Annotated in this window: 12 protein-coding genes; 8 read left to right on the plus strand and 4 right to left on the minus strand. The window is 36.6% G+C overall.

What is annotated here, in order from left to right:
• Window positions 1–57: 57 nt before the first annotated feature.
• The 7 genes from mutY (at window position 58) to rpmA (ending at window position 5,273) form a co-directional block, all read left to right on the plus strand.
• Window positions 58–1,122 (plus strand): A/G-specific adenine glycosylase, encoded by a 1,065-nt coding sequence (mutY, locus tag AEQU1_RS01130; protein ID WP_111878114.1) that lies wholly within the window; start codon window positions 58–60, stop codon window positions 1,120–1,122.
• Between the two features lie 110 nt (window positions 1,123–1,232).
• Window positions 1,233–1,688 (plus strand): single-stranded DNA-binding protein, encoded by a 456-nt coding sequence (locus tag AEQU1_RS01135; RefSeq protein ID WP_111878115.1) that lies wholly within the window; start codon window positions 1,233–1,235, stop codon window positions 1,686–1,688.
• 21 nt (window positions 1,689–1,709) lie between these two features.
• Complete coding sequence (locus AEQU1_RS01140; RefSeq protein ID WP_111878117.1) at window positions 1,710–3,029, plus strand: gliding motility-associated protein GldE; 1,320 nt, start codon at window positions 1,710–1,712, stop codon at window positions 3,027–3,029.
• Complete coding sequence (gldD, locus tag AEQU1_RS01145; protein ID WP_111878119.1) at window positions 3,016–3,579, plus strand: gliding motility lipoprotein GldD; 564 nt, start codon at window positions 3,016–3,018, stop codon at window positions 3,577–3,579. The genes AEQU1_RS01140 and gldD overlap by 14 nt, the downstream gene beginning before the upstream one ends.
• A 92-nt stretch (window positions 3,580–3,671) precedes the next feature.
• Window positions 3,672–4,127 carry a DUF4199 domain-containing protein gene (locus AEQU1_RS01150; RefSeq protein WP_111878120.1) on the plus strand — a complete coding sequence of 152 codons (456 nt, stop codon included), beginning with the start codon at window positions 3,672–3,674 and terminating at the stop codon, window positions 4,125–4,127.
• Between the two features lie 106 nt (window positions 4,128–4,233).
• A complete protein-coding gene (gene rplU / locus AEQU1_RS01155) occupies window positions 4,234–4,980 on the plus strand; it encodes a 50S ribosomal protein L21 (RefSeq protein WP_111878122.1) in 747 nt (248 codons plus the stop codon).
• A gap of 29 nt (window positions 4,981–5,009) precedes the next feature.
• Window positions 5,010–5,273 (plus strand): 50S ribosomal protein L27, encoded by a 264-nt coding sequence (gene rpmA, locus AEQU1_RS01160; RefSeq protein WP_111878123.1) that lies wholly within the window; start codon window positions 5,010–5,012, stop codon window positions 5,271–5,273.
• 52 nt (window positions 5,274–5,325) lie between these two features.
• On the opposite strand, the gene AEQU1_RS01165 is transcribed toward rpmA, so the two are convergent.
• Complete coding sequence (locus tag AEQU1_RS01165) at window positions 5,326–5,982, minus strand: transglutaminase domain-containing protein (RefSeq protein ID WP_111878125.1); 657 nt, start codon at window positions 5,980–5,982, stop codon at window positions 5,326–5,328.
• 66 nt (window positions 5,983–6,048) lie between these two features.
• Complete coding sequence (locus tag AEQU1_RS01170; protein ID WP_111878127.1) at window positions 6,049–7,029, minus strand: DUF1028 domain-containing protein; 981 nt, start codon at window positions 7,027–7,029, stop codon at window positions 6,049–6,051.
• A 203-nt stretch (window positions 7,030–7,232) separates the two neighbouring features.
• On the opposite strand from AEQU1_RS01170, the gene AEQU1_RS01175 reads away from it, so the two are divergent.
• The gene (locus AEQU1_RS01175) at window positions 7,233–9,485 is read left to right on the plus strand and encodes an ATP-binding protein (protein WP_111878129.1); all 2,253 of its coding nucleotides are present in this window, start codon (window positions 7,233–7,235) and stop codon (window positions 9,483–9,485) included.
• Between the two features lie 52 nt (window positions 9,486–9,537).
• Here AEQU1_RS01175 and AEQU1_RS01180 read toward each other — a convergent pair whose 3' ends face one another.
• Both AEQU1_RS01180 and AEQU1_RS01185 read right to left on the minus strand, forming a co-directional pair.
• Window positions 9,538–10,284 (minus strand): succinate dehydrogenase/fumarate reductase iron-sulfur subunit, encoded by a 747-nt coding sequence (locus AEQU1_RS01180; RefSeq protein WP_111878130.1) that lies wholly within the window; start codon window positions 10,282–10,284, stop codon window positions 9,538–9,540.
• Window positions 10,285–10,374: 90 nt separating this feature from the next.
• Complete coding sequence (locus AEQU1_RS01185) at window positions 10,375–12,378, minus strand: fumarate reductase/succinate dehydrogenase flavoprotein subunit (protein WP_111878132.1); 2,004 nt, start codon at window positions 12,376–12,378, stop codon at window positions 10,375–10,377.
• Between the last annotated feature and the right edge of the window lie 3 nt (window positions 12,379–12,381).

Here is a 12,381-nt window from a genome sequence, read left to right on the forward strand (position 1 = left end):
CAATAATTCAAACCTTAATCCTTTAAAATTTAAAGGTATATAGATTAATTTTACTCAATGCCTAAAATAGCACCTCCTTTTTCCAATAAACTCATTTCGTGGTATTTACAAAACAAACGTGATTTGCCGTGGCGAAATACTGTGAATCCTTACAACATTTGGCTTTCAGAAATCATGCTTCAACAAACCAGAGTTTCGCAAGGTTTGCCCTACTATTTAAAGTTTACGGAAGCCTATCCAAAAGTTGAGGATTTGGCTAACGCCCCCGAAGATGAAGTTTTAAAACTTTGGCAAGGTTTGGGCTATTATTCCCGCGCCCGAAACTTGCACGCCTCTGCAAAAATGGTTTCAGAAGAAATGAACGGCATATTCCCAAACAACTATAAAGATCTATTGAAACTTAAAGGCGTGGGCGATTATACAGCCAGTGCCATCGCAAGCATTTCTTTCAATAAGCCCGAAGCCGTAGTTGACGGAAACGTGTATCGGGTGCTCTCTCGCTTTTTTGGAATTTCTACTCCTATTAATATAACCGCTGGCCAAAAAGAATTTAAACAACTTGCGCAACAGCTAATAGATAAAGAACAACCAGGTACTTTTAACCAAGCTATTATGGAGTTTGGCGCGCGTTTCTGCGTTCCGCAAAGCCCTGATTGTGAAAACTGTATTTTCAATGATAGTTGCGTGGCTTTTCAACAGAAAAAAGTTGCGGACCTTCCTGTGAAAATAAAAGCGAAGCCCGTTAAAAAAAGATATTTCAACTATTTGGTTATCATTTCCGAAAATGAGCAAACAATCCTGCAACAGCGAACTGGAAAAGGAATTTGGCAGAAGCTATACGAATTTCCGCTAATTGAAACTGCAGAGGAAATAAATCTTTCAAGCTTACTAAAACTTGAACAGTTTGATAATTTCTCCAAAAATTTGAACATTGAAAAGATTTCGCTTTTTAATGAAAAGAAATTAATACACAAACTTTCACATCAACATCTACATACACGTTTTTGGATTGTTGAAACTGCGGGAGAAGCTGAAAGCACTGTTCCTGTTTCAGAAATTGCCAATTATGCAGTACCTGTTTTGATTGCGGATTTTGTTTCAGAATTTTTTGAAAATTATTGATTTTCCTTACTTTAATAGTAACGCACGAAATCATTTCATATAAAAATTTAAAAAATACTTATATTTAAAACGCAAAATCTACCTTTGCACAAATTGAAAAAGAAACGATTATGAGTGGAACATTGAACAAAGTAATGTTGATTGGACATACCGGTGATGATGTGAAAATGCATTATTTTGAGGGCGGAAACAGCTTGGGCCGTTTCCCACTTGCTACTAACGAAACCTATACAAACAAAACAACTAACGAGCGTGTAACCAATACAGAGTGGCACAATATTGTTGTACGAAATAAAGCCGCAGAGATTTGCGAAAAATATTTAAAAAAGGGTGACATGGTCTATATTGAAGGCCGACTTAAAACTCGCAAATGGCAAGATGATAAAGGTTTGGACAGATATAGCACAGAAATACACTGCACAGATTTCACTTTCTTGACACCAAAGGGTGATAGCAATAATTCTGTTAATAATGGTTCAGGGCAAAATGCTCAAAAACCACAGCCTTCATCGGCACCTCAAAATAACAATTCAGTTTCTGAAGAAGAGGACGACCTTCCTTTTTAACGTTTAACTAAAACCAATAACTTGGACACGGAGCCCCCTGGTTTATTCTTTTTTGCCGTTTTGGACTTTACCCAAATAACAAGCGGTGTTTTACTATTTGTTTTATTAGCCTGTTCGGCCCTTATTTCTGGGGCTGAAGTTGCGTTCTTTTCTTTGACGCCTTCAGATTTTGAAACCAATGAAGAAAAGGCTATCGCCAAAAAGCTGGGAATTGTACAGCGATTGCTGGCAAGACCCAAAAAATTATTGGCCACTATATTGGTAGCCAATAATTTTATAAATATTGCTATCGTGCTAATCTTTGACTCTTTGAGCGATGCACTTTTTTCGGGCATTGAGTCCAATTTCTTTGGAATTGACATTCGTTTTATTGTTGAAGTGGGCGTGGTAACTTTCTTCATTTTGCTTTTTGGTGAAATTCTTCCAAAAGTATATGCAAACCGAAATCGCATTTCGTTTGCTGTTTTTATGGCTCAGCCGCTCAATGTTTTAGATACATTACTATCACCAATCAGTCTACCAATGCGTTCTGCCACACTTTATTTGCACGCACGTTATGGAAAGCAAAGATCCAACATAAGCGTTGACCATCTTTCGCAAGCTTTAGAGCTTTCTAATAAAGACACAACATACGAGGAGCAGAGAATTCTGCAGGGCATTGTTACCTTCGGAAATACTGACACCAAACAAGTTATGAAAAACCGAATGGATATTTTTGCGTTAAATGAAGATCAACCATTCAAGGAAATTCTACCAGAAATAATTCAGAAAGGCTATTCACGAATTCCTGTTTACAAAGATAGTATGGATAATATTACAGGAATTCTTTATGTTAAGGATCTGATTCCATACACAGACCGGAAAATACTTGATTGGAAGACGCTGAAACGTGAAGTCTATTTTGTTCCTGAAAACAAAAAATTAGACGATTTACTCAATGAATTTAAGGAAATGAAAATGCACCTCGCCATTGTTGTTGATGAATATGGAGGCACGAGCGGTTTAATTTCTTTGGAAGATATTATTGAAGAAATTGTGGGCGAAATTAGCGATGAGTTTGACGATGAAGATTTAATCTTTTCAAAATTGGACGATAACACCTTTGTGTTCGAAGGAAAAACACCGTTAAAAGATTTTTATAAAGTAATAAAACCCGAAGATCCAGAGCTTTTTGAAGATGAAAAAGGTGAGGCAGAAACCTTGGCTGGGTTTCTTTTAGAGATTTCAAAAGGGTTTCCAAAAAAGAATGAGGTAATATCCTATCACAATTATGCGTTTACCATTGAAGCGTTTGAGGGCAAGCGCATCAAACAAATAAAACTTACTATTGAAAATAAATAGTCTAATCTACCTTTTGCTTTCAAGCATTTTTATCCTTGCTTCCTGCGAAGATGATGTTTTGGTAAAGCCTTCGGCCATGCTTCGTTTGGAATACCCGAAACCTGAATACCGTACCGTAGAAACGGATTGTCCCTATAACTTTTCGATGAACGATAACGCCACAATGGTTAAAAAGAAACGTTGTGGCACTAATATATATTATCCAAATATGAAGGCCACTTTGTATTTGACATATCAAGATATTCGGAATAATAATCTAGATTCTTTATTGCAAGATGCACAAAAATTGGCTTACGACCATACCATTAAAGCCAATAGTATTCCTGAACAACCTTTTGTGAACCCAGATAAGAACGTTTATGGAATGTTCTATATGATAAATGGAAACGCAGCTACCCAAGCGGAGTTTTATGTTACTGATAGCATCAATCATTTTCTGAACGGTGCTTTGTATTTTGACGCCAAACCAAACTTCGATTCTATCTATCCTGCCGTTGTTTATCTTCGAGAAGATATCCGTAAATTAATGGAAACGATTACTTGGGAATAGAGTTTTTTCAACATTCTTTCAAAAAAGTTAACAAACCATTCACAAATGGTTCAGCAAGTTTTTGTAACTTTTGACTGAAAAAACTAACTATTATGTTCAAAGTATATTCGCGTTACGGTATTGGGATTGCAGTAATTTTAATTGCATATTTTCTTCTATTAAAATTGGTTGGATTACATCAATATCCAGTATTAAGTTCAGTTAATGGATTGATTTTCGGTTTCGGAATTTACATGGCAATGAAAAATTATGCTTCACGAAAAAACAAGTTCAAATATGAAAAGGGTTTTCAGGTAGGCCTCTTCTCCGGTGGAATTGCATCCATAATCTTCACTCTTTTTATGGCTATCTATATGTACCAAATAGATGCAGAATTTTCTGATGCAATTATGGAAAGATGGAACGTTGAATATGATGCGGGAACTCTTATGCTTTTAATTTCAATATTAATTATGGGCTTTGCAACTACCATGGTTTTAACGCTTTCTTTTATGCAACTTCTCAAAAAATCTTGGAACACACAAGATGGAAACAGGAACACCCTGTAAATTAACTAAAAAACACTTTGTTGTTTCCTTTTTAAAAATTATATTTGCACCCGCTTTTGCCGGACGGTGAAAGCATTTTGTTTAACTAATTTATAAACGATTCGCTATGTACGCAATTGTAGAGATAGCAGGGCAGCAAGTAAAAGTTGCAAAAGACCAAAAGGTTTTTGTTAATCGTTTGCCAGTAGAAGAAGGTAAAACAGTGTCTTTTGACAATGTACTTCTTATTGGTGACGGAGACAATATTACCATTGGCGCCCCAGCTATAGACGGAGCTCAAATAGGAGCTAAAGTCGTAAAACACCTAAAAGGTGACAAGGTTATTGTATTCAAAAAGAAAAGAAGAAAAGGTTTCCGCAAGAAAAACGGTCACCGTCAGTATCTTTCTGAAATCATAATCGAAAGCATTGTAGCTTCAGGAGCTACACCTGCAAAAAAGGAAGAAGCTAAAAAAGCTGAACCAAAAAAAGAAACCAAGCCAGCCGCTAAAGTTGAAACTAAAAAAGCCGAGCCAAAAGCAAAAGCTAAAAAAGAAGTTGAAGTAAGCGAAAATCTTGTAACACGTGCAGAGCATAGAGCTGAAGACGCTAATATCGAAATGAACATCGATAAAGTGCTTCACAGTATTGGTACTGCTTCCAAAGCTGACGCTGATGATTTAAAACTCATCAACGGTATTGGCCCAGCGTATGAAACTAGACTTAACGAAGTTGGTATCTACACTTGGGAGCAAATAAGCAAACTTAAAGCTGCAGACCGCGAAGAGCTTTCAGCTATCGACGGTATTACTCGCGATAAGATTGAATCTGAAGAGTGGGTTAAGCAAGCTAAAGAATTGCTTAAAAACAAATAATCGAAATCATTAATTAAAAAGTATAAACCATGGCTCACAAAAAAGGAGTTGGTAGTTCCAAAAACGGTCGCGAATCAGAATCGAAACGTCTAGGCGTTAAGATTTTTGGTGGACAAGCTGCCATTGCTGGAAATATCATCGTAAGACAAAGAGGATATACGCATCACCCAGGTGAAAACGTATATGGTGGTAAAGATCACACCTTGCACGCACAAGTGGATGGTTTGGTTAAATTTACCAAAAAGAAAGATAACAAGAGCTACGTTTCTATCGTTCCAAACGCTGAGGCATAGTATCAACCTTGTTTGATAAAATAAAAAACCTTCACAGAAATGTGGAGGTTTTTTATTTTACAGAATGTTTTTGAAATTCTGAAAACGAAATAGGATTCCCTAATAATGTCCATTTCCGGTCTTCCGGAAAATGGGAAAGAATAAAATCGGCAGGTTTCGTTAAGAACCAGAAATCATCTGCCTTATTGTTGCTGCCATAGCTTATTGCCCAAGTAATATCAAGCAATTTCCATTTCCCATTTAATTTTACAGCATTCCAAGTATGGTTCGGTATTTTGCTTTTTTGAATTTTTCCCGAATAATCTTTTGTGAAACCATGGATCACTTCTGTAGGAACGCCAACATTTTCACAGAGACTTTTGAAAAGAAAAGCAAAACCACCGCAAAGCGCCATTTTCCGCTCTAAAACTTTTTTGGTTACATTTTCTTCGGAAGTATAAAATTCCTTTTGAAGCTCTGCACTTAGTCGTAACTCGTTATCATAAGAAATATTGGAAGCTATCCATTTATAGATTGCAAAAACTTTATCCTTGTCGGAAGTCGCGTCTTTTGTAATTGCAAAAGCAAGTTTTGTGGTAGAAAAGGGTGTTTTTCCTTTTTTAGAAACATGGCCATTTTGACGATTGTCATTCCCAATTATAGCACCTATTTGCGCAATTGCACTAAAACTAAGGCATACTAAGAGTAAAAAGATAAATTGTTTTCGCATAAATCTAAACTGACATATCTGAAAACGTTTTAAATAAATATATATTGAATGAAAAGGTGTTAAACCTTACTTGATTAATTCTTTTAAATCTTTTTCAGAAACATTCAGTAAGCCCACTTTCGGCAAACGCCTTGTAAGCTCCCTCCAATTTTCATCCTTTTTATAAATTTCCTGAAGCATTTCAGCACCGCGTTCTATCTGTTTATCATTTGCTAAAGTTATTGCGGTCCAATACTGCATTTCCAAGTTTTCTGGAAACATCTTCATTGCAGCATTGTATTCGTCCATGGCTCTTTTCATTTCATTCTTTTCAACATATAGATCGCCTTGGTTCATATGTTCGTAAGCGCGAAACACTTTTAAAAGTCTATCAATTTCCTTAACAGGGTTTTCTGAATCATCGACGCGTAAATCTAAAAGCTTGTCATTCCACGGCTCCTTGGTAGCTTCGGGTGCAAAAATGAGCAATGCCGCAGATTGTTTTCCGCGAATGTCACCTCCAGCATTTTGCGCAGCTTGTAAAACAGCCACCATTCTTTCCGCTAATGGCATTTCGGCGTGTTCTCGCCAAGCTTTTTCCATTGCCGGCACTACTTTTTCATTCAGCATCATATTTGCCTGTACTGAAAAATTCTCGCTGTTAGCGTGACCCGCAAAATCAATACAGCTTTTACCTGTATGTGTTGCAACTCTGCCTTGTTTGTCCAAAATGGCCACTTGCCGAAAATCTCTACCTTCGTCATCGCTCAACAAAATGTCCAGAGCCTCTTGAGGTGTTTTTCCATCTTTCAGCAATTCCAGACCGCGAATACCGAATGATTTGTTAGTAAATGATTGGGTTGCAACTACGCCCACACCAGCTTCACCCCAAGAAACACCAGTGCCAACACTAAACCAATGGCTTTGGACTGCTACGGCCATCTCCCCCGTTTTGCTATCACGTGCCACTATTGAAAAAGTATGTGCTAAAGGATCATTGGGTTTCATTGTTTGCGCATTAATAGATGAAACTAAAAAAAAACTAAAGATGAAAATTAAGTACTTCATGGTTTGTGATTTAATATTTAAAGATAATTTTTTATTGCAAGTATTTGAAGACTTTATTTCTTTAACCGAGATATAACTTATTAGTTTTTCTAAATTTGATGTATATTAAATCCTTAAAACTAAGGAAAATGGTTTAGCGCTTGAATTTCATTATAATATGTTATTTTAGTACTCTTTAAAAAACCCATTTTGAATTTTTCTGAATGTTGAAATATCTACGCTTCGTAATACTCTTTATTCCCCTAATAGGATTTGCGCAAAATAGCCAAGACACTATTTCAATTCAAAACGAGCAAGAGTTTGCTGCGCTTAAGGACTCTTTAAAGGCATTGCAGGACCGAACAGATTATATGCTTTTTGAAGGTAAATATGACTCTGTAATATTTACCTCCATTGACAATATAAAATTTGCCGAACGTATAGGAGATAATAATGCTGCCTTTTATTCCAGATATATGATGGGCGCTTCCTTTTTATATCTGAAAGACTTTAAGAATGCTCATGGGTATGCAAAGGATTATTTAAATTTTGCAGAAAAATCTAAGGATGAATTTTTAATGGCGCGTGCCTATAATTTTATGGGAGCTCTTTATTTGGCCGAAAAAAAGCATGATTCCGCGCTTCCTTTTTTTAAAAAAGCACTCCCCCTTTCGTTAAAAAGAAAAGATACTTTGGAAGCCGCCATGGTATATTATAACCTGTCCGAATCATATCTTAATCAAGGCGACCAAAAAAAAGCCCTGCTTTATTTCAGCAAAGCAGAGCAAGGAATAAAAGCTATGGAGTTTAAAGGTTTAACAACCGAAATGAATTTACTTCAAGGTAAATTGAACCTTCATTTAAACAAACCTAAAGAAGCAATTGCAAACTTTAAAGAGGCTATCTCTTTTGGGGAAAAAGGAAATTACATTGATGACAATTTAATTGAAGCATACAAAGAATACAGTACCGCTCTTTTTGACACCGGTGATTTTAAAGAGGCTTTTTTGGTGCGGAAAAAATTTGATAGTCTCTCTGCGGTGCAATTTGAAAAAGAACGCCTGATGGCCATTCAGAACGCAGCTGCACAATTTAGTGTAAACGAATATAAAAAACAGGCCCACCAAGCTGAACTAGAAAAAAAATTATTTTCAGAAAAGGCTTTATTAAGCAACATTCTACTTTATTTTTTTATTGGCGCAGCCCTTTTGATGGGATTATTCCTTATAATCCTTTATGTATCACACAAAGGAAGAAAAGTATTGACCAATACACTAAAAGAAAAAAATCAGCAATATTTAAAAGCAAAACAGAAATCAGAAAAGTTAGCTATGGCAAAAAGCAAGTTCTTTTCAACTGTTAGCCACGAATTGCGAACTCCGCTTTATGGTGTTATTGGTTTAAGTTCTGTGCTATTGGAAGACGAATCTCTCAAAAATCATCAAACAGATTTAAAGAATCTAAAATTTTCGGCAGACTATCTTTTGGCCCTTATAAATGATGTACTTCAAATAAGCAAACTAGAATCGAATACGCTTGAGGAAATGAAAGCGCCATTTGATTTAAAAGATTTGGTCCAATCTATAGTTTCGTCTTTTCAATATGCTTTGGTTCAAAATAAAAATAAATTACACGTAGATATTTCAGAAAATATACCACATACAATTATCGGTGACCGCGTGCGACTTTCGCAAATACTAATGAATTTAGTGGGCAACGCCATAAAATTTACTACAAATGGAAATATCTATATTTCAGCTCAAGAAGAATCAATTTCAGAAAATGAAGTAACTATAAATTTCAGTATTAAAGATAAAGGTATTGGTATTCCAAAGGAAAAACAGAAAGCCATTTTTGAAGAATTTCAGCAAGTAGATTCAGACGATTTCAAAATACAAGGAACAGGTCTTGGCCTTACCATCGTGAAAAAACTACTGGAAGCTTCAAACTCTTCCATCAAGCTAAAAAGTAAACCCGGTAAAGGATCTACTTTTAGTTTTACGTTAAGTTTTCAAATCTTGAAGCATTTACTTCAAGACAAAATAATGGATGATAACAGCATCTTAAATGGTAAAAAAATACTTGTAGTGGATGATAACCGAATCAATCAAATTGTTACGAAGAAAATACTGGAAAATCACGGGATAATTTGTGATATTGCTGAGAACGGAGATATTGCCATTGAAAAAGTAAGCACTGATACTTTTGATCTTGTGTTAATGGACATCAATATGCCTGGCAAGGATGGAATTGAAACTACTAAAGAAATTAGAAAATTCAACCAAGTAATTCCAATTTTAGCACTGACTGCTATTGAAGTTGAAGAAATGAGAAATAAAATTGAAGCTTCGGGGATGAATGATATTATTGTGAAACCCTATGATACCGATAAATTTTTGACAATTATACTTCGAAATTTAATAAAAGAAGAAGAATCATTACAACTCAGCACTGAAAAATTTTCAATTAGGCAATAAAAAAATCCTAAGTATTAGCTACTTAGGATTTTTCATTTTTATATAGATTTTTTTATCCCTTCAAACTAGCTCCTAAATATTCACGGTTCATACGTGCAATGTTTTCCAAAGAAATTCCTTTAGGGCATTCAATTTCGCAAGCACCGGTATTGCTACAGTTTCCGAAGCCTTCCTTGTCCATTTGTGCAACCATATTTAAAACACGCTCCGTTGCTTCAATTCTTCCCTGTGGAAGCAAAGCAAACTGGCTCACTTTAGCTGAAGTAAACAACATAGCACTAGCATTTTTACACGCCGCCACACAAGCTCCACAGCCAATACATGTTGCTGCATTAAAGGATTCATCTGCATCGTGTTTGTTAACGGGAATAGTGTTTGCATCAATAGTATTTCCGGAAGTATTAACCGAAATATAACCTCCAGCTTGCTGAATTCTATCAAAAGCGCTCCTGTCTACCACCAAATCTTTTATTACCGGAAATGCCTTAGCGCGGAAAGGTTCTATAACAATAGTATCGCCATCTTTAAACATACGCATATGCAATTGGCACGTTGTAACCAATCTATCAGGTCCGTGAGGCTCTCCATTGATCTGCAATGAACAACTTCCACAGATTCCCTCTCGGCAATCGTGATCAAAAACAACTGGCTCTTCGCCTTTATTTATAAGGCCTTCGTTAAGAACGTCAAGCATTTCTAAAAAAGACATGTCCCCCTCTACTCCGTCAATAGGATATGTTTTTAATTCTCCCTTTGTTGTTGCGTTTTTTTGACGCCAAATTTTTAAAGTAAGTTTCATCTTTATAATATATTTGATAAAGCGGAAGATGGAATGCCCAAATTATTCATCTTCGTTTTATTAGAAAATTGTTAGCGGGCATTTCATAGTCTATTTATAGGATCTCGATTTAACTTCAATATTCTCGTATTCCAATTCTTCTTTATGGAGAATTTCAGTGCCAGGATCTCCAGTATATTCCCAAGCGGCAACGTACATAAAGTTTTCATCGTCTCGTAGCGCCTCTCCTTCTTCTGTTTGGTATTCTTCACGGAAGTGACCACCACAAGATTCATTTCTATGCAATGCATCTTTTGCGAATAATTCACCTAATTCTAAAAAATCTGCAACCCGTGTAGCTTTTTCAAGCTCGGCATTCATTTCGTTCATATCTCCAGGAATCTTGACATCTCTCCAGAATTCTTCGCGCAAAGCTCTAATTTCAGTCATTGCCGATTTTAAGTCTGCTGCATTACGAGCCATTCCACATTTGTTCCACATAATATGGCCCAATTTTTTATGAAAATGATCTACAGAATGTGTTCCTTTATTATTTATCAACTTCTCTAATAATTCACGAACTTTGTTTTCGGCTTCGTCGAATTCTTTCGAATCTGTTGGTATCTTTCCTGTTTTAATATCTTGCGCTAGATAATCGCCAATAGTATAAGGAAGCACAAAATAACCATCTGCTAAACCTTGCATAAGTGCTGAAGCTCCCAAACGGTTTGCGCCATGATCGCTAAAGTTAGCTTCTCCGGTTACGTAGCATCCGGGAATTGTAGACTGTAAGTCATAGTCTACCCAAACGCCACCCATAGTGTAATGTACCGCAGGGTAAATCATCATTGGGGTTTCGTATGGATTTTCATCTACGATTTTCTCATACATCTGAAAAAGGTTACCGTATTTATCTTCAATTACTTTTTTTCCAAGTTTGATAACTTCTTCTGAAGATGGATTGTGGTTTCCGTGGATTCCAGCTTGCTCTTTTCCGTAGCGTTCAATTGCCGTAGCAAAGTCTAAGAAAACAGCTTGTCCGGTTTTGTTTACACCATATCCAGCATCACATCTTTCTTTTGCAGCTCGCGAAGCAACATCACGTGGCACCAAGTTTCCAAAAGATGGATATCTTCTTTCCAAGTAATAATCTCTTTCTTCTGCTGAAAGATCGTTCGGTTTTTTCTTTCCTTGACGAATTGCTTCAGCATCTTCCATTTTCTTCGGAACCCAAATTCTACCATCGTTACGTAAAGATTCAGACATCAAAGTCAGCTTACTTTGATGATCTCCCGAAACAGGAATACATGTTGGGTGAATTTGTGTATAACAGGGGTTTGCAAAATAAGCCCCTCTTTTATGAATTTTCCAAGAAGCAGTAACGTTGCTTCCCATAGCATTTGTTGAAAGGAAGAATACGTTTCCATAACCACCCGAAGCAATTACAACAGCGTGAGCGGAATGTCTTTCTATTTTACCAGAAACCAAATCGCGAGCAATAATACCTCTTGCCTTTCCATCAACGATTACTAGATCTAGCATTTCGTGACGGTTATACGGTGTAATTTTTCCCCGGTTTATTTGGCGGTTCATTGCAGAGTAAGCTCCCAATAATAATTGCTGGCCGGTTTGTCCTTTTGCATAAAATGTACGCGAAACCAAAACGCCACCAAAAGAACGGTTATCCAAATATCCGCCATATTCACGTGCAAAGGGAACACCCTGTGCCACGCATTGGTCAATAATATTTGCAGAAACCTCAGCAAGACGGTACACATTTCCTTCGCGAGAACGGTAATCGCCACCTTTTACGGTATCATAAAATAATCGATAGTTTGAATCACCATCGCCTTGGTAATTTTTTGCGGCATTGATACCTCCTTGTGCAGCAATAGAGTGAGCACGTCGCGGAGAATCTTGATAGCAAAATGTTTTTACGTTATAGCCTAATTCAGCAAGAGTTGCTGCGGCACTTCCGCCGGCAAGACCAGTTCCTACTACAATTACGTCGATGTTACGTTTGTTAGCCGGGTTAACTAGGTTAATATCGTTTTTATAATTTGTCCACTTATCTGCTAAGGGTCCTTTTGGGATTTTTGAATCTAATGTTGACATAGC

Source organism: Aequorivita sp. CIP111184 (assembly GCF_900489465.1).
Lineage (GTDB): Bacteria > Bacteroidota > Bacteroidia > Flavobacteriales > Flavobacteriaceae > Aequorivita.